This window comes from Streptomyces sp. TE5632, from assembly GCF_054061295.1.
This window is the reverse complement of record NZ_JBSSEA010000003.1, coordinates 6,250,898-6,266,047: the sequence shown is the minus strand read 5'-3', so window position 1 is coordinate 6,266,047 and position 15,150 is coordinate 6,250,898. Positions and strand designations below refer to the sequence as shown.

Here is a 15,150-nt window from a genome sequence, read left to right as displayed (position 1 = left end):
AGTGCGTGACGCCACCGAGGAAGAGCGGCTCCGGCGGCACCTGCAGCCGGGGCCTCAGCGATCTCACACTCAACGGCGAAGTCACCACGCCGGCTCACGAAGAGGGCTCCATCCCGGCCTTGGCCCTTGGCCTCGTGACGCAGTGAGTGAGAGGTGCCGTCCGGGCCTCGGACGCGATGATCGCGTTCGTCTGGAAGATCTCCATGCACCATGACTGTCTCAGCAGGTGCCTGCACGATGCTCATGCAGACCTGCAGTGCGTGGGCGGCCCCGGGATGCTTCCTGGCCGTCGTCGTCGGCTGGTCTCGTGTCGAGTTGCGGGACCGTACGTGCAACCAGGTAATCGCCGGCACGATCGTAACCGCGGCAGTACGGTGAGAGCCCGGGCGGAGCAGACGGACAGCCCCTTGCGGAACGTCGCTCAGGCAGTGCCACCGCCAGCCACTCACGGTTCACCCGGCTGGTCGGCGAGCTCTCCCTCCCCTGCGGTGCCGATGGCGCCCGCAGTGACGCGGACCACGTCCTCTACGTGGTCGACCAGCGTTCCGAGGAGGGTGAGGTCTGCGCAGTGAACGCGGAGCCCCGACTCCTCGGCGGGTTCGCGGACGACAGCCTCTCTGAGCGATTCACCCGGTTCGGCGATGCCGCCCGGTAGTTTCCAGGTACCGCGGCGGTGCCGTCCGAGGAGGAGGCCCTGCTTGCCCACGAGGATGGCGCCGACGCCGACGGTCGCGTAGGGGGGTGGCCGGGGTCCGGCGCGCGCAGCAGGTCCACCGAATCGCCGGTGGAGCCATAATCGGTGAGCAGGTCATCCCACAGTTGTGGGGGTGAGGATCCAGGCAGATCGGACCCGGTACCGCGTCGACTGTCCGCGTGACCGCCGGGGCCGCGTCCGTGGAACTGGAAGGGGGTTATGCAGTCCGCCGGTCCTCCGTCGACAGAGGCAGTCCGTGATCTCGCGCCGTCCACTGCGGAGCACGGTTGTCGGCGCTGTGGAGCAGGCCGACAACCGCCCGAGCGGCCAGAAGTAGGGACGGGTGGGGCGATCGGCATTGGAGCGGCAGTCGGCCAGGCCAGCGCCGTACCAGAAAAGGTTGGCCTCCGGCGCCGAACAGCTCTGCCAAAGGCTTCAGCCAGTGCGGTCCGGGGCGACGATGTCGGCGGTCTCCACCGCGCGGCCGTCGGCGTCGTGGTACGTCTGCTCGATCGCCGGAATGAGGTCGCCGGCGTGGAGACCGAGCAGGGCCGCCTGTTCCCGCACGAAGCGGTATCGCGGTCCCGCCTCGGACGGTATTCGACTTTTCCACGGGATGCGAGCGATTGATCCGCCCGAGGCAGGGGTGATGACCACCCTGCCGGGCTTTTCGGAGGGGGAACCCCTCGATAGGGCCCATTCGGGGGTCGGCCCACAAGAACGGCAACGAGCGCGCCATCAGTTCCTGTGCCAGTGCATCTGGCCCGGCCTGCCGCGCGTCCGCCGTCTCAGGAGGAGAACTGCAGGCGGCTCATCTGCGGGGAGTAATCTTTCAAGAACGGGAAAATAAGGGTAAATCCTGGAAGTAGGTGCTTGCGGCAGGTGTCGTGCCAGTACACCTCCGCTCGGTCGGCAGGGTTTCCTTCACAAGAGGGTGCCGCGGCCCTCACCTACAGGGTCCGACGATGGGACCCGAGCCCTCCGCACCCGTGCCGGCCGGAAGGGGTACGCAATGGATCTGTGGCTGATCTGGTTGATCGTCGCAGCTGTGCTGGCTGTGGCGGAGATCCTCACTCTCACCGCTGCACTCGGAATGCTGAGTGCCGCCGCGCTGGTCACGGCGGGGTGCGCGGCAATCGGACTGCCGCTGCCCTTCCAGTTCTTGGTGTTCGCCGTCGTGGCGACCGTCACCGTGCTGTTCGTGCGCCCTGTCGCAATGCGTCATATGCTCCAGCCACAAGAGGCGCGATTCGGTATAGATGCCCTGGTCGGCAGGGCTGCCTATGTCGTCTCGGAGGTGTCGGGCCTGGGTGGCAGGGTTCGTATCGACGGGGAGGAATGGACGGCCCGCGCCTATGACGAGACGCTGGTGATTCCTCCTGGAAAGACCGTCGACGTCATAGAGATCAGCGGCACCACTGCGTTCGTTTACCCCCGGGACTGAAACCATGGAGACCTCCGCGTTCCTCATCGCCGGCCTGATCGTCGCGCTGATCGCGATCTTCACCGTGGTGCGGGCGGTGCGCATCGTTCCTCAGGCGCGCGCTCGCAACGTCGAGCGACTCGGCCGCTACCACCGCACCCTGAACCCCGGCCTCAACCTCGTCATCCCCTATATCGACCGCGTTCGCCCGGTGATCGACCTGCGTGAACAGGTCGTCTCCTTCAAACCGCAGCCGGTCATCACCGAGGACAACCTGGTCGTCGAGATCGATACCGTCCTGTACTTCCAGGTCACCGACCCACGAGCGGCCTTCTACGAGATCGCGAATTTCCTTCAGGCCGTCGAGCAGCTGACCGTCACCACCTTGCGCAACGTCGTGGGCTCCATGGACCTGGAGAAGACGCTCACCTCACGGGACACCATCAACAGCCAGCTCCGCGGCGTGCTGGACGAGGCCACCGGTAAGTGGGGACTGCGGGTCAACCGGGTGGAGATCAAGGCCATCGATCCCCCGCAGACCATCAAGGACGCGATGCAGAAGCAGATGCGAGCCGAGCGGGACAAGCGGGCCGCGATCCTGGGGGCCGAGGGGCAGCGCCAATCGCAGATCCTCACCGCCGAAGGTGACAAGCAGGCCGCTGTCCTACGCGCGGAGGGCAACCGTACTGCGGCGATCCTCCAGGCCGAGGGCCAGTCCCGGGCCATCGACGAGGTGTTCCAGGCCGTGCACCGCAACGACCCCGACCCCAAGCTGCTCGCCTACCAGTACCTCCAGACCCTGCCCCAGCTGGCGCAAGGTTCAGGCAACAACTTCTGGGTGATCCCCAGCGAGATCACCGCCGCGCTCCAGGGCGTGTCCAAAGCCTTCAGCAAGGAGCTGCCCCCGTCACCGGCCACCCGCGAGAAGCCTGCCGATGACGACATGACCGCCCAGGCCGCCAACGACACGGCGCAGGCCGCAGAAGCAGCTGCCGAGGCCGTCGCTGACGCCGCCAAGGCCGATGGCGCCGTCTCCGGTGTCCTCCCGGCCAATCCGCCTCGTTGGCAACGTGCGGACACTGACAGTGAGTGACCCCTCCCTGATCGTTTCAGAATGAGATGAGAGTGTCGGACTGGTTCAGTCGTCGAGACGCTGCAAGATCTGGGGGAACCCGCCGTTGTCGATCAGCCCTGAGAGCACCTGGACCATGTTGCCGATGCCGGCATCGCGGACGATGAGACCGTCGGGACACCAGAAGTAGCGCCCACCGAGAGCCTCCCCGCTGGTGGCCCATCGCTCCATGAGCGTCTCCACGTGCGCAACCGTGCAGACGCTCGCACTCCACCGAGAGCCGTCCGGCAGTCGCACCTCGACGTCGACGTCGTGCACGGCCTCCAGATCCTCACCGGCATCCGGCAGGAACCATGCCTCGAACCGCTCCGTCTGCACTCGATACCACGGGGCATCCCAACTGCCCGGTTGCGCGTTGTCGCTCATCAGGCGAGTATGTCGGGCGAATCCGCCGACAGGCGGTGGGGTGCTCCGGTGTCACGGCATGGCGCCGTCTTCGCGACCGGACCGAATCGGGTGTCTGGCCGTGATTGCACGCCGCCCTGCTCACCGAGCTGCGGGCGAAGGGCTTGCTGGTCCACGCGGTGACGGCGTCCCGCAGGCAGCGGATGGAGGCCCCTGTCGCCGGGCGGTGACTCGGCTGCGGGCCCGCGGTACCGGGGGCCCGTCTCCGCGTGTGAGGAAGCGATCGGGGACCTCGTGCCGGATACTGCCGATGACGCCCTGCCGAGGAGCGGTCCCGAAAGGCGGCACAGGTCCCGTCATGGGTTCGAACCAGGGCACGCACGCCGTCCCGCAGGTCGGGCAAATGGAGCAGGCTTCAGGAGAAGGCGTTGCTTCTGCGCATCACAGAAGTTGAGTCAGGACCACGGCTCACGTATGCAGCCAGGCACCGCTCTTCCGATGTGGTGCCGTATTGCCCTGTTCCGACCCTCCCACCGGAGGCTGTAGCGATGCACCACCGTGCCCGCCGTTTCCCCCAGTCGGCTGTCCCGCAGGCAGCGGGCCGGCGGCTGCCAGAACCACGGCTGCTCAGCGGCGTCTACGGGCTCGTCCTGGCCAGTGCGCTGGCGGCTGCCCTCGACTCCCCCGGAGAGAAGACCGACCCTGGATCGGACGCGGTGTGGGTCCTGCTCACCGCCCTCGCCTCTGCGGCCGCCCACGGTTACGCCCACGTTCTCGCGCACCGGATGTCGGCGGACCCCGGCGGTTCCTGGGTCGGGCTGCGCGCCATGCTCGCCGAGTGGCCCGTCGTCGCGGCGGCTGTTCCCACCGTCGTGCTGCTGCTGACCGCGATGCCCTCCTGGTGGACGGAGGCCGAGGCGGTGAACACCGCACTGGTGTTCAACACCTTGCTCCTCGCCGGTTTGGGGGCGTGGACCGCGCGCCGCGCGGGCCGTGGGTGGGGGGCTTCGCTCCGGGCCGGAACCGGCGACATGCTGATCGGCCTGGTGATCATCGTGGCCAACGCCCTGATCAAGTAGCGGCTGTGGCCGCCGTCGTGCAGGTCGCCTCCGAAGCGTTGTCAAGTTGTCCATGGCGTGTCTGGCTGATGGGGTGCCAGGCCTCGGCGGGCGGGCAGGTGCTGTCGGCGTCCTGGTTCCAAATCGCGAAGCGGCGGTGCGTCTCGGCGCGGTGCTGAGGGGCGGTGAGGCGGTGGCGTCGGGGCCTGAAGTGCGGTGAGATCGCGCTGGACACGGACAGGAACCGCTGTGTCCCGGTGGCGGAACGGAAGCCCTTCATTGCGCGTTCGCGCTGTCGGGTGGGCTGGTGGGAGTCCTCCTCCAGGTTGTTGAGGCACTTCGACTGCCGGTGTTCGACCGAGGGCGTCAACTCCCGGTGGGCGACGCCGCAGGAGCGGAGCCTGTCGGTGACCAGCACCCGGGGACACCCGGCACTGCTTCTTCATCGGCTTGGCCAGGAACCGCTTCGCGGCCGTCGCGTCGCGCCGGGACTGCGTGCGGTCGTCCAGGACGGCGACGTCCTGGACGACCGCACGCCGCAGCTGGTACCGCACCCCGTTGACCTTCACGAAGACCTCGTCCAGGTGCCACTTGTCGCCGGCTTGGGCGTCCCGGACGAGCCGAGGCTCCTCGTCGGCGCCGAAGCTCTCCCCGAGCGCCTCCGCCACCGCTTCCGCAAACTCGCGGTCGGGCAGCACCAGCACATGTCTCACTTCGCTCACAAGAGCCCTTGCCGGGCGTCTTTCGGGACAGCGAACGCCAGGTCGGTGGTCAGCTCTTGGGCACGACCTGCACGTCGATGTCGACCCGGATGGTGGGGCCAACGGCGGCGATACCCCGCGCCAGCATCGTCTGCCAGCTCACCTGGAAGTCGTCGCGGTGCAGTTCGGTGGTGACCCGGCAGGCCGCACGGGCCTCGCCCTGCATGCCGTTGCCGAGCCCGAGGTATTCCATGTCCAGCGTGACCGTACGCGCCACCCCGCGCAGCCACAGCTCGCCGATGACGTCCCACCGATTGCCGCCCCGGGGCACGAACCGGTCGCTGTAGAACTCGATGGTCGGAAACCGCGCCACGTCCAGGAAGTCCGCCGACCGCAGATGGTCGTCACGCATCCTCACATTGGTGTCGATGGACCCCGCGTCGATCACCACGTGCATCGCCGTCTGCGTCGCGTCACCGGTAATCCGCACCACCCCCGCGAAGGAGTTGAACCGGCCGTGCACCCGGGCCACCCCGATGTGCCGCGCGGTGCAGGCGATCGAGGAGTGCGCCAGATCGATCTCCCAGTCGCCCGGCGCGGGCATCTCCAGCGGCTGTGCCGCCCGCAGGGTCACATCGCCGAGCGAGGCCAGGGAGTTCTCGGTGACCGTGCACGGCACCCGGTACGGCAGGTACCCCTCGGCGAACACCGCGAGCCGGTACTCCCCCGCCGGAATTGTGGCCACGAACGATCCGAAGGGGTCCGTCCCGCCCTCGACCATGGTGCGTCCCACGGTGTCGCTGACCGCGAATCGGGCGTGCGGCACCGGCTCGTTGGCCGGGCTGAGGATCCGGCAGCTCAGCACTCCGGCATTCGAGGGAGTCTGCACAGCTGCCAGGGGGCCCGTCTGATGCTGTTTCGTTCGGCTTGCCAACCAGCGGCCCATCATGTGCGACACCCTCTGCGTAACGTCAAGAACACCGATCGCCGGACGCATATTCGATCACCCCGAGGCTTTGGATGCAATAGGCAATTACCCTGATCCTTTTCAACCTGGCCGCGTGGTCGGGGCGTTGGCGGGGGAGGCCTCTACGGGACAACGAAACTCCTGGTAGATGGGTTCTCGACCAAGATCACCCGTGTCCGCCAGGAGCTTCGTGCGCTTGTCTACCCGTCGTCGATTGATCTGTCCAGCCACACCCTGAACCGCCCCGGGTTTCGCAGAGTCCGGTGACCTTGCCTCAAGCGGGACTTCGGGATGGCTTCTTGGCGCCGCCACCCCTCGCGTTCGCACCAAACGGCCATGCCCCGTACGGAGCCACGACGGCAAACGGCTCGCCTACGTCCGCGGCCGCAAAAAGGGGACGATCCCGGCGGCCGACGCACAGGGCCGACCCGGTTTCGGGAGCGGCCCGCACCCGCGGGAAGGTGCACGCGATCCTGAAACGCCGCCCTACCCGGAAGTAAACGATCAACGTTCGCGCAGGTCTTGACCGGCTGCCGGTGCGGGCCTAGCCTCACATCGCCGCTCATCCCGCTGCGGGAGAGCACCGGGTCAGCCAGACCCGGGCGCCGAAGGAGCAACACCTCCCCGGAAACTCTCAGGCACCCCTACCGCTCGGGCAGGCACCTCTGAAAAGCAGGCGCTCCCGCGCCTCGCCCACGGTGCAAGCCGCGAACTTCCGCGGCGAAGCTCTCAGGCCCCATGACAGAGGGGGAGGCTCCACTCGGCAGCGCGGGTTCCTGCCCGTGCCCGACCTTTGAGGACCCCCCGATGGCTTTCTCGTTACCCCGCCGCCGGCCGCCGGCTGCCCGTCGGCATCCCGACTGAGCTCCGGCTTTCCCACCCACGGCCCTCCCTCATGGGCCCACACCCCTTGAAGGCGTGTCCGGCGTGTCCGGCGTGCCCGGCACCCCGCCGGCCGCCCCACCACTCATGCCGACTCTTTGTGCCCACTCGCTCCTCCCATGCGTGTGCGGCCGCATCCCATGACACGTCTGTCACGGCCCGCACGCACCAAAGATCCACGAGGTTCGCACATGCACGACAGCAGCAAAGCCGTCCCGACCACCGCCCCGGCACCCGGGACGGAGCCCGCGACGGAGCCCGGACAACCCCCCTCCCCCGCGGGCGAACAGCACCTCTCCCGGCAGTTGTCCAACCGGCACATCCAGCTGATCGCGATCGGCGGCGCCATCGGCACCGGCCTGTTCATGGGGTCGGGCAAGACGATCTCACTGGCCGGCCCCTCGGTGATCTTCGTTTACATGATCATCGGCGCGATGTTGTTCTTCGTGATGCGGGCGATGGGAGAGCTGCTGCTCTCCAACCTGCGCTACAAGTCCTTCGCCGACTTCGCCTCGGACCTTCTCGGACCGTGGGCCGGCTTCTTCACGGGGTGGACCTACTGGTTCTGCTGGATCGTCACCGGCGTCGCCGACGTCATCGCGATCGCCGGGTACGTGTCGTACTGGTGGGGAGGGCTCGCGCTGTGGATCCCGGCACTCGCGGCGGTCGTCCTGCTGATCGTTTTGAACCTGCCCACGGTGAAGGCGTTCGGTGAGACCGAGTTCTGGTTCGCACTGATCAAGATCATCGCCATCGTGACACTGATCGTCGTCGGATTCGGCATGGTACTGGGCGGCTTCCAGGCACCCGGGGGCGCCACCGCGAGCTTCTCCAACCTCTGGAACGACGGCGGCTTCTTCCCCACCGGCCCCATGGGGTTCGTCGCGGGATTCCAGATCGCGACCTTCGCCTTCGTCGGCATCGAACTGGTCGGCACCACTGCGGCGGAAACCAAGAACCCGGAACGGAACCTGCCCAAGGCGATCAACTCGATCCCGGTACGCGTGATGCTGTTCTACGTGGTGGCCCTGATCGCGATCATCACCGTCACACCCTGGCGCCAGATCAGCGCGGACCGCAGCCCCTTCGTCGTGATGTTCACACTGGCCGGCCTCGGCATCGCCGCCTCCGTGATCAACTTCGTGGTGCTGACCTCTGCTGCCTCGTCCGCGAACTCGGGCATCTACTCCACCTCACGGATGGTCTACGGCCTGGCCCAGGAGGGCGACGCGCCGGCCCGTTTCGGCAAGCTCACCTCCAGGAAGGTACCGGTCAACGCCCTGCTCCTGTCCGGCCTCTTCCTGCTCCCCGGTGTCGTCATGGTCACCATGGGCGACTCGATCATCGAGGCCTTCACGCTGGTGACCACCATCTCGGCCCTGCTGTTCATGTTCGTCTGGTCGATCATCCTGATCTGCTACCTGGTGTACCGCAAGCGCCGTCCTCACCTGCACGAGGCGTCGACGTTCAAGATGCCTGGCGGCGTCGTCATGTGCTACGTCGTACTCGCCTTCTTCGCGTTCCTCGTCTGGGCACTGACCCAGAAGGAGGACACCCTGCAGGCGCTGCTGGTGACCCCGGTGTGGTTCGTCATTCTCGGCATCGCGTGGACAGTGCTCCGTCACCGCCGCCGTCAGGTCCGGCAGACGGCGTCCCCGGCCGACTCCCCGGAACAGCCCCTGCGCTGAGACGACCTCACCACATGAGGGGCCCCGCAGGCTCGCCACCCGAGGCGAAGCTGATCCGGCTCACCGGCACGAACCGCCCAACCTCTGGCTGCGTGGTGTGACGGGCTGTACTGGCTGGGGCGGGACACGGTCGTTGTGTGGTTGCGGGACGGCGCCGCCCTCCCAGAACCTGGGTTCTGGGAGGGCGGCGGCGTGCTTGGAGCCGGCGGTGCCCGTGTCGCCCGGTGCCTCTCACAGGATGCCGGGTGGTGGAATCCGTCGCTAAATGGATGAGGGGCTTCGTGCCGCCCGGGCAATGAACGAGTACGCAGGGAAAGGCTGGGACACGGCATGCAGAAGCGCAGTCTGCGGGACCTCCAGGTATCGGCCATCGGCCTGGGGTGCATGGGCATGTCCGCCTTCTACGGATCCACCGATCGCGAGGAGGCGATCGCGACCATCCGGCGCGCCCTCGACCTCGGGGTGAACTTTCTCGACACCGCGCAGATGTACGGGCCGCTCACCAATGAGTCACTCGTCGGCGAGGCGATCCGGGGACATCGCGACAAGTACGTGATCGCGACGAAGTTCAACTACCGGATGGACAACGCCGTACCCGGAGACATCAGCACGGTCGGCCCCCAGGACGGCTCGGCCGAGCACGTCCGGAGCTCGGTCCACGGCTCCCTGCAGCGGCTGGGGACCGACCACATCGACCTGTACTACCAGCACCGGGTCGACCCGGACGTACCCATCGAGGAGACGGTCGGCGCGCTGGGCGAGCTGGTCGCCGAGGGCAAGGTGCGGTACATCGGCCTGAGCGAGGCGAGCGCGGAGACCGTCCGGCGCGCCCACGCCGTGCACCCGGTCACCGCGGTGCAGAGCGAGTACTCGCTGTGGTCACGGGACGTGGAGGCCGAGGTGCTGCCCGCCTGCCGGGAGCTGGGCATCGGCTTCGTCCCGTATTCACCGCTCGGCCGCGGTTTCCTCGCCGGGCGGTTCACCTCGCCGGACGAGCTGGACGCGGACGACTGGCGCCGCGAGAACCCGCGCTTCCAGGACGCCAACCTGGAGGCGAACCTGCGGCTGGCGGCCAAGGTGAAGGAGATCGCCGCCGAGAAGGACGTGGCCCCGGCCCAGTTGGCCATCGCCTGGGTGCTGGCCCAGGCCGAGGGCCTGGTGCCGATCCCGGGCACCAAGCGCCGCACCTACCTGGAACAGAACGCCGCCGCGGTCGGCATCGCGCTGACCGAGGACGACCTGGCCCGCATCGACGCGGAACTGCCCGAGGCGGCGGGCGAACGATATGACGAGGCAGGGATGCGAACCATCAATCGCTAGCCGGGGCTCGGCAGCGGCTGCCAGGTTCTGCGTCCGGCGGCTGCGCAGCTCATTCGCACGGATCCGGCCGATCCTCGCACACCGACGCCGGATCGTCTCGTACGAGACGATCACCTCGCGCTCGAACATCAGCTCCTCGACTTCCCGGAACAACAGCGGGAACCGGCCATGACGGCTGCCACCCGTTTGGCCCCGTTCGCGCGCGGGCGCCCCCCGGCACCTTCCGTGCGTTCCCCGGCCGGCCTGTGGCTCCACCGCGGCCGACAGCACCGCGCCGCACACCTGTACGCCATACTGTCCCAAAAGGCGCGAAACGTCCGGCGAGTTCATGGAGGCGGACCCATGCAGGACAACGCCGAGCACGACGAGGACCCCGTCGAGGAGCACGACCTGGACGACGGCGAACCCAGCGCCGAGGACGAGTCGGCCACGGCCCACGAGGACACCGACGCTTTCGGCGGTGAGCCGGCCGACGCGGCTCCTGACGTCTTCCTCGACGTTCCTGTGCTGAAGGTCGACCAGATCGACTTGGACGTGGAGGACCTGCGGGCGCATGTCTCACTGCAGGCCGAGGTGTTGGACCTGTTGAAGTTGAACGTGGGCGCCGACGTCGCACTCGGCAGGGTGCACCTGGGCATCTCGGGTGTGGAGGCGCAAGCCCAGCTCAAGGTGCGCCTCCACAACGTCGTGACGATTGTCAACCGGGTGCTGACCACGCTCGATCGCAACCCGGAGATCGTCCAGGAGTTGGCACGCGGGGTCGGTTCCGCCGTACAGGACGTCGGTGGCGGTGCCCGCCAAGCCGTTGGTGAGCTGGGCACGGGCGCGGGAAGGGCCGTCGAGGACGTCGGCCGGGGTGCCGGGTCCGCCGTACAGGACGTGGGACGCGGCGCCGGCGGTGCGGTCGACGACCTGGGACGCGGCGCCGGGAGGGCCGTGCAGGACGTCGGCGGTGGCGCCGGGCGAGCGGTGGAGGACGTCGGTGCCGGGGCGAGCCAGGCCGTCGGCGATGTCGGCGGGAATGCCGGCGACACCGCCGGGGACGTGGCCGAGGCCGCGGGCGGCACCGCGCAAAAAGCCGTCGAGGACGTCACCGAGGCGACAGGCGACACCGCCGGCCGGACGAGGCCGGCCGGATCAAGCACGTCACACGGGCCCGCCGACGGGGACCGGGACCGGACCGCCCGGAGCAAGAGCGGCACCCGCCCGCGCCGGGCCCGCGGCGAGGACGGGAAGGAAGCACCTCGGCCCACCCGTCGCACCCCCCGGAGGCGGGACGAGCCCCCCTGAACGGCTGGTACCTCCAAGCCACAAGGCGCCGGACGGCCCGCCACCATCGGAGGCCAGGACCCGGAACCAGACATCTCGTTCCAGGCGACGGTCCGATCCAAGCACCTCCGCTTCACGGAAAAACCACGGACAGCCGTCAGTTTCCCCGGCACTGGCGAACGTGAATCAACATCCCACAGTGACCGGATCAACCTCCCCGACAGAGTCGTCCCCGGCCGACGGTATGACAACGTCACCGTCGCCTACCACCTCGCAACCCGATTCACCCGCCAACCGGACCGCGGGCAGAACGACCTGGACAACGGGAACACCCATGGCGAGAACGCCCACTGAAGGGACCGTGCCGAACAGGCGGCAGCCGAGACGCCGACCTGCAGGAGCGCTGCCGTCGCCGAATACGTCCGCCTCTCGGCCGCCGGCAGGCGGGTGAGGTCACCTACGGGTATTCAGGCTCGGCATCGGCGTTGAGCACAGGCAAGGAAAGGCATCCGGACTCGGGTGGGAGCGGGCAGGGCGACGACGCCGAGCGCCAGGCAGCCGAGAAGCACATCAGCGACCTGTTGACACGGGGCGAGGCGGTCTTCGAGGGCGAGGAGCCGACGCCCAGCACGACGCACGTCGTCAAGCGCGAGGACGACGGGCGGCTCACCGTCCGCCGCCTGCGCTTTTCCAGCTGACCCCTCAGGCGGAGCAGCGCCGGACCGGAGTGAGGCCTTCGGTGGTCTCGCTGCGAACGATCTCGTGGGTCTTGAGCCGGGAGGGGTTGTCGTCGACGACCGCCGTGCCGGAGCGGTGCTCCTCGGGTACGTCGACCCGACCGCGTCGCAGGAGGCCTTCCTGGCGCTGCTGAGCGCATCGGCCGCCACCCGGTGGCGGAACGCCGTCGTGCCCGGCCCGGCGCTGTCCGGCCGAGGCGCGGGCTGCGCGATGGCCGTGTACACCAGGACCGTCTGGTCCGTCGCCTGATGCTGTTGCACCGTCATCGCGGCTCCATGAAGGGGGAGAGGAAAGGTGGTGAAGCGCACCACGGGGAGGCCTCCGGCCAAAGACCCCTTACGACCAAGTGCTCGGCCAGTCACCCTGGGGGTCTATTCGAGCACGACGGGAAACGGGTCTGAGCGCCTCGTCGTCTCCGAGCGGCTCGACACCGTCCCGGACGCGGAAGCGGCTCGACAGCGTGTGGTGGGGGGTGGAGCATGGTGGGTGGGGGCACACGGGGCACCTGTGACCGGATTTGCGTCTCTGCGGGAATGGGCAGGGGGCATGGAGAACGGACATCGGGGTGGTCACGGCGCGGTCGGCCGACGGGCGCCGCGGGAGGCCGTTTCGGTCCGGGCCGCCTCCGTTCCCGTTTCGGCGGTCTCCGGTCGGGGCGGGGTCGGGGTGCGCATCGGTGTCCTGGGCGGCTTCGGCCTGTGGGTGGGCGAGGAAGCGGTGGCCGTTCCCGGAGGGTCGGAGCGGGTGCTGGCGTTCGTTGCCCTGTGCTGCCGGGCCGCAGTGCCCCGGCCCCTGATCGCGGGAACCCTGTGGCCGGAGGCCCCCGAGGACCACGCGTACGCCAACCTCCGCTCCGCCCTCGCGCGCCTGCACCACACCGGCCGACGGGCCCTGGAGATCGGCCCGGCCGAGGTGTGCCTGGCCCGCGGCACGACCGTCGACCTCCACCATGCCCGCAGGACCGCCCACCGCGTCCTCGACCCCGCCGAGGCTGCCCGGCTCCCCGATTCCGTTCCGGACGCGGTCGACGCCCTCTCCGCCGACCTGCTGCCCGGCTGGTACGACGACTGGGCGCTGCTGGAGGCGGAGGGCTGGCGGCAGCTGCGACTGCACGCCCTGGAGACGCTGGCCAGGCGGCTGATCACGGCGCAGCGGTACGCCGAGGCCGTCACCGCTGCGCAGACGGCCGTGCACGCCGACCCGCTGCGCGAGAGCGGCCAGGTGTGCCTGGCCCGGGCCCACCTGGCGGAGGGCAACCCCTCCGAGGCCCTGCACGCCTTCGCCCGCTATGCCCGGCGCCTGCACGACGAACTGGGGCTGGAACCGACCGAGCGGCTGCACCGGCTGGTCGCGGGCCTTGCCCCGTCACGCCGCGGTGACGGCCGTCCCGGACGGTGAGGGCATGACAGCATCGGGCACCGGCGTGATGATCATCCGGGTCTGGGTCGAGAAGGGCTCCGCCCAACCTCTGCGGGCCCACATCCGCCTGACCGACGACATCGCCTCCGGTGTCGAGCGCAGCATGACGCTCACCCGGGTCGATGCCGTGTGCCGGGTGGTCCAGAAGTGGCTGGAGGAGATGCTCACCGACCCCGACGGAGGGTGAGGGCGGAGCCGCACGGCCGTCACGCGACGGTGACGCACCGGCCGGGACACTGGCATTCCACCGGGCCGGCAGAGCCGGTTCGGGACTCCTCGGGGGGCCTCCTCACGGAATGCTGTCCGACGAGGGGCCTCCCGTGCAGCCGTATCCCGACGAGGAGAGTCATGGCTACCCCACTGTCAGCAGACCGGTTCCTCGATGCGCTGCGCGCCGAAGGGCTCACCGTCGTCGAGCACCGTTCGTGGCGCACCCACAACCGCAACCACAAGGGTCCCTGGGGACCCGTGCATGGTGTGATGATCCACCACACGGTCACCTCCGGAACCATGAGCAGCGTCCAGCTGTGCTACGACGGCCACTCCGCCCTGCCCGGCCCGCTGTGCCACGGCGTCGTCGCCAAGGACGGTACCGTGCACCTGGTGGGCAACGGCCGGGCCAACCACGCGGGGCTCGGTGACGACGACGTCCTGCGCGCGGTGATCGACGAGGCCGCCCTGCCGCCCGACAACGAGGCCAACACCGACGGCAACCGGCACTTCTACGGCTTCGAGGCGATCAACCTCGGCGACGGCATCGACCTCTGGCCCGAGGCGCAGCTGGAGGCGATCGAGAAGGCGGCCGCCGCCGTCTGCCGGGCTCATGGCTGGACCGAGTGCAGCGTGATCGGCCACCTGGAGTGGCAGCCCGGCAAGATCGACCCCAAGGGCTTCACCATGGCCTCGATGCGCCGCCGGATCAAGGACCGCCTGAGCGCCGCCCTGGCAGGAACCTCTGTTTCTCCATAGGGTTTCGGCTCCTCCGACGGCACCATCCCCCACTGCTCCGCAGTGGCGGTTCTGCGGGGAGGTGGTGGCCGGGCGTGAGCCCTGCTGCGGTCACCGGGCCCGCCACCGCCCTGCACGTCCGGGAGCCGAGCACGGCTGCACGACTCCACCCTCGACGGCCGGGTTCCGGACGCCGTGAGCCGGACTCCCGTTTCGTTCGGGGCTCTCAGGACAAGAGGCCGGATGCCGGGACCACCTTGGCTGCCGCGACGGGCATCCGGCGTACCGGGGCGGGTCGGGCGTCCAGGGGACGGCGACGTGTACTCCGCTGTGCGCGTCCGGCGGTTGAGCGCCCCGGGTCGCTGCCTCGGGGCCGTTCAGTCGCGCGGCAGCGGGCGGCTCGGCCGGATCTCGTGCAGGTGCACCACCAGGTCCGTCGATCTCAGCAGGTTGACCCGGTCGCCGGGCGGGGGGGAAGTCCGTGCCGATCTCCCGTTCGGGCCGGGGGTGTCCAGCCAGGCGCCTGCGGCGGGTGGCACGGTGCGCAGGTCGAGGTGTCAGTTCCG

14 protein-coding genes, 4 pseudogenes and 2 riboswitches are annotated in these 15,150 nt (G+C 69.0%); of the genes and pseudogenes, 11 read left to right on the top strand and 7 right to left on the bottom strand.

Annotated features, from left to right (window positions below; genetic code table 11):
* Window positions 1-445: 445 nt before the first annotated feature.
* A pseudogene (locus ACVW19_RS33855) lies at window positions 446-715 on the bottom strand (NUDIX domain-containing protein); the annotation flags it as partial.
* A 414-nt stretch (window positions 716-1,129) separates the two neighbouring features.
* A complete protein-coding gene (locus ACVW19_RS33850; RefSeq protein ID WP_457464409.1) occupies window positions 1,130-1,261 on the bottom strand; it encodes a hypothetical protein in 132 nt (43 codons plus the stop codon).
* Between the two features lie 445 nt (window positions 1,262-1,706).
* On the opposite strand from ACVW19_RS33850, the gene ACVW19_RS33845 reads away from it, so the two are divergent.
* The gene (locus ACVW19_RS33845) at window positions 1,707-2,138 is read left to right on the top strand and encodes an NfeD family protein (RefSeq protein WP_457464408.1); all 432 of its coding nucleotides are present in this window, start codon (window positions 1,707-1,709) and stop codon (window positions 2,136-2,138) included.
* 4 nt (window positions 2,139-2,142) lie between these two features.
* Entirely contained in the window at window positions 2,143-3,210 is a 1,068-nt protein-coding gene (locus ACVW19_RS33840) for an SPFH domain-containing protein (RefSeq protein WP_457464406.1), read from the top strand.
* A gap of 45 nt (window positions 3,211-3,255) precedes the next feature.
* On the opposite strand, the gene ACVW19_RS33835 is transcribed toward ACVW19_RS33840, so the two are convergent.
* Entirely contained in the window at window positions 3,256-3,615 is a 360-nt protein-coding gene (locus ACVW19_RS33835; protein WP_457464404.1) for a hypothetical protein, read from the bottom strand.
* 527 nt (window positions 3,616-4,142) lie between these two features.
* Here ACVW19_RS33835 and ACVW19_RS33830 point away from each other — a divergent pair.
* A complete protein-coding gene (locus ACVW19_RS33830) occupies window positions 4,143-4,673 on the top strand; it encodes a hypothetical protein (protein WP_457464402.1) in 531 nt (176 codons plus the stop codon).
* Window positions 4,674-4,785: 112 nt separating this feature from the next.
* Here the strand turns inward: ACVW19_RS33830 and ACVW19_RS33825 are convergent.
* Window positions 4,786-5,266 (bottom strand): annotated as a pseudogene (locus tag ACVW19_RS33825) (IS6 family transposase); the annotation flags it as partial.
* A gap of 157 nt (window positions 5,267-5,423) precedes the next feature.
* A complete protein-coding gene (locus ACVW19_RS33820) occupies window positions 5,424-6,302 on the bottom strand; it encodes a YceI family protein (RefSeq protein ID WP_457464400.1) in 879 nt (292 codons plus the stop codon).
* Between the two features lie 581 nt (window positions 6,303-6,883).
* Window positions 6,884-6,980: riboswitch (glycine riboswitch) on the top strand.
* Window positions 6,981-7,072: riboswitch (glycine riboswitch) on the top strand. It begins immediately after the preceding riboswitch.
* 321 nt (window positions 7,073-7,393) lie between these two features.
* On the opposite strand from ACVW19_RS33820, the gene cycA reads away from it, so the two are divergent.
* Together cycA and ACVW19_RS33810 are read left to right on the top strand one after the other, a co-directional pair.
* Complete coding sequence (gene cycA, locus ACVW19_RS33815) at window positions 7,394-8,890, top strand: D-serine/D-alanine/glycine transporter (RefSeq protein ID WP_457464398.1); 1,497 nt, start codon at window positions 7,394-7,396, stop codon at window positions 8,888-8,890.
* A 330-nt stretch (window positions 8,891-9,220) separates the two neighbouring features.
* Window positions 9,221-10,210 (top strand): aldo/keto reductase, encoded by a 990-nt coding sequence (locus ACVW19_RS33810; protein WP_457464397.1) that lies wholly within the window; start codon window positions 9,221-9,223, stop codon window positions 10,208-10,210.
* Between the two features lie 33 nt (window positions 10,211-10,243).
* Here ACVW19_RS33810 and ACVW19_RS33805 read toward each other — a convergent pair.
* Window positions 10,244-10,375 (bottom strand): annotated as a pseudogene (locus ACVW19_RS33805) (IS6 family transposase); the annotation flags it as partial.
* Between the two features lie 177 nt (window positions 10,376-10,552).
* On the opposite strand from ACVW19_RS33805, the gene ACVW19_RS33800 reads away from it, so the two are divergent.
* The 6 genes and pseudogenes from ACVW19_RS33800 to ACVW19_RS33775 form a co-directional block, all read left to right on the top strand.
* Window positions 10,553-11,500, top strand: a complete 948-nt coding sequence (locus tag ACVW19_RS33800) for a hypothetical protein (protein WP_457464395.1) — start codon at window positions 10,553-10,555, stop codon at window positions 11,498-11,500.
* 464 nt (window positions 11,501-11,964) lie between these two features.
* A complete protein-coding gene (locus ACVW19_RS33795; protein ID WP_457464393.1) occupies window positions 11,965-12,177 on the top strand; it encodes a hypothetical protein in 213 nt (70 codons plus the stop codon).
* Between the two features lie 64 nt (window positions 12,178-12,241).
* Window positions 12,242-12,466: a hypothetical protein gene (locus ACVW19_RS33790; RefSeq protein ID WP_457464391.1), complete on the top strand. Its 225-nt coding sequence runs from the start codon at window positions 12,242-12,244 to the stop codon at window positions 12,464-12,466.
* A gap of 297 nt (window positions 12,467-12,763) precedes the next feature.
* Window positions 12,764-13,615 carry an AfsR/SARP family transcriptional regulator gene (locus ACVW19_RS33785; RefSeq protein ID WP_457464389.1) on the top strand — a complete coding sequence of 284 codons (852 nt, stop codon included), beginning with the start codon at window positions 12,764-12,766 and terminating at the stop codon, window positions 13,613-13,615.
* 4 nt (window positions 13,616-13,619) lie between these two features.
* The gene (locus ACVW19_RS33780) at window positions 13,620-13,823 is read left to right on the top strand and encodes a hypothetical protein (RefSeq protein WP_457464387.1); all 204 of its coding nucleotides are present in this window, start codon (window positions 13,620-13,622) and stop codon (window positions 13,821-13,823) included.
* Between the two features lie 161 nt (window positions 13,824-13,984).
* Window positions 13,985-14,602: pseudogene (locus ACVW19_RS33775) on the top strand (peptidoglycan recognition protein family protein); the annotation flags it as partial.
* 359 nt (window positions 14,603-14,961) lie between these two features.
* Here ACVW19_RS33775 and ACVW19_RS33770 read toward each other — a convergent pair.
* Window positions 14,962-15,123, bottom strand: coding sequence for a hypothetical protein (locus ACVW19_RS33770; RefSeq protein WP_457464386.1), 162 nt, complete (start codon window positions 15,121-15,123; stop codon window positions 14,962-14,964).
* Between the last annotated feature and the right edge of the window lie 27 nt (window positions 15,124-15,150).

Excerpts from the sequence above, each read along its gene's own strand:
- ACVW19_RS33845 (WP_457464408.1), top strand. The coding sequence starts at position 1,707 with ATGGATCTGTGGCTGATCTGGTTGATCGTCGCAGCTGTGCTGGCTGTG.
- ACVW19_RS33840 (WP_457464406.1), top strand. The coding sequence starts at position 2,143 with ATGGAGACCTCCGCGTTCCTCATCGCCGGCCTGATCGTCGCGCTGATC.
- ACVW19_RS33835 (WP_457464404.1), bottom strand. The coding sequence starts at position 3,615 with ATGAGCGACAACGCGCAACCGGGCAGTTGGGATGCCCCGTGGTATCGA.
- ACVW19_RS33830 (WP_457464402.1), top strand. The coding sequence starts at position 4,143 with ATGCACCACCGTGCCCGCCGTTTCCCCCAGTCGGCTGTCCCGCAGGCA.
- ACVW19_RS33820 (WP_457464400.1), bottom strand. The coding sequence starts at position 6,302 with ATGATGGGCCGCTGGTTGGCAAGCCGAACGAAACAGCATCAGACGGGC.
- cycA (WP_457464398.1), top strand. The coding sequence starts at position 7,394 with ATGCACGACAGCAGCAAAGCCGTCCCGACCACCGCCCCGGCACCCGGG.
- ACVW19_RS33810 (WP_457464397.1), top strand. The coding sequence starts at position 9,221 with ATGCAGAAGCGCAGTCTGCGGGACCTCCAGGTATCGGCCATCGGCCTG.
- ACVW19_RS33800 (WP_457464395.1), top strand. The coding sequence starts at position 10,553 with ATGCAGGACAACGCCGAGCACGACGAGGACCCCGTCGAGGAGCACGAC.
- ACVW19_RS33785 (WP_457464389.1), top strand. The coding sequence starts at position 12,764 with ATGGAGAACGGACATCGGGGTGGTCACGGCGCGGTCGGCCGACGGGCG.
- ACVW19_RS33780 (WP_457464387.1), top strand. The coding sequence starts at position 13,620 with ATGACAGCATCGGGCACCGGCGTGATGATCATCCGGGTCTGGGTCGAG.